The organism is Rhizobium tibeticum (genome assembly GCF_900110205.1).
GTDB classification, from domain to species: Bacteria; Pseudomonadota; Alphaproteobacteria; order Rhizobiales; family Rhizobiaceae; genus Rhizobium; species Rhizobium tibeticum.
The window spans coordinates 1-1,082 of sequence record NZ_FOCV01000163.1 but is presented as its reverse complement, the minus strand read 5'-3'; the positions used below and the strand labels follow the sequence as shown (position 1 = coordinate 1,082).

The 1,082-nt window shown below is 68.3% G+C and carries 1 protein-coding gene; it reads right to left on the bottom strand.

What is annotated here, in order from left to right; all coding sequences use genetic code 11:
* Positions 1-1,082 (bottom strand): condensation domain-containing protein (locus BSG20_RS35425; RefSeq protein ID WP_244551860.1); only part of this gene is annotated, 1,082 nt, incomplete at both ends.

Genomic DNA, 1,082 nt, shown 5'->3' with positions numbered 1-1,082 from the left:
GCTCAGCGGATAGTTGGTGCGTTCCTCCGCGCCCAGCCATTCCACCCCCGCCAGCCCATCCTCCGCTCCGGAGCCGGCCAGGGCCGCCGGCGTGTTGTGACGGTAGTTCAACAGCGCGCTGAACAGCGGCGCCGGCGCCGCAACCCCGCTGCAGCGTTGCGCCAGCGCCAGCGAGGCATGCTCGTGCGCCAGCAGCTCGGAAAGCCGCGCATGCGTGCTGCGCACGCTCGCCTCGACCGCGGTGCCGTCCAGATCGAGCCGCACAGGTAGGGTGTTGATGAACAAGCCCATGGTGCGGTCGGCGCCGGCGCCCGCATGCATGCGGCCGAACAGCACTGTGCCGAACACCACCTGCTCCCGGCCGCTGCTGCGCGCCAGCACCTGCCCCCAGGCCACATGGCACAGACTGGCCAAGCTCACCCCGAGCCGCCGCGCCTGTTGCCGCAGCCGATCGTTGAGCCCCTGCGGCAGCATCCGCTGCGCCTCATGCACTCCGCTGCCGTCGCCGCGCACCTCGCTCAGTCCGAGCGGCAGGATCGGCTCGTCGATGTCCGCCAGCATCCCCCGGAAGAACTGCTCATGCGCCTTGGCATCGACACCCAGCCGCGCCTGCGCCACCAGATTGCGGAACGGCTGCGGTGCGGCAAGCTCATACTCGCGTCCCTCCAGCACGGCCCGCACTTCGGCATGCATCACTTCCAGCGTCGTGTGATCGCCGATCAAATGGTGCTGCAGCTCCAACAGCAGCCAGCGTGTGCTGCCCGGCTCGCGGGCGATGACAATGCGCAACAACGGCGCCCGGCCAAGATCGATGCGATACTGACGCGGATCGAACCGGCGCTTCAGTTGCTCATGACCGGGACCGCCATCCTCATCCAGCTCGACCTCGCTCACTTCCAGCGGCGCTTTGCGCCAGACCACCTGGGTCGGGCTCGATAGCCCCTCCCAGACAAAGGCCGTGCGCAGAATGTCGTGGCGGTCGACCACCTGTTGAACCGCAGCAAGGTAGCGATCGAGCACACCCCGCTCGGCAAAGGCCATCTGCGACACCAGCAGATAGGGGTCACCCCGGCTGGCCAGCA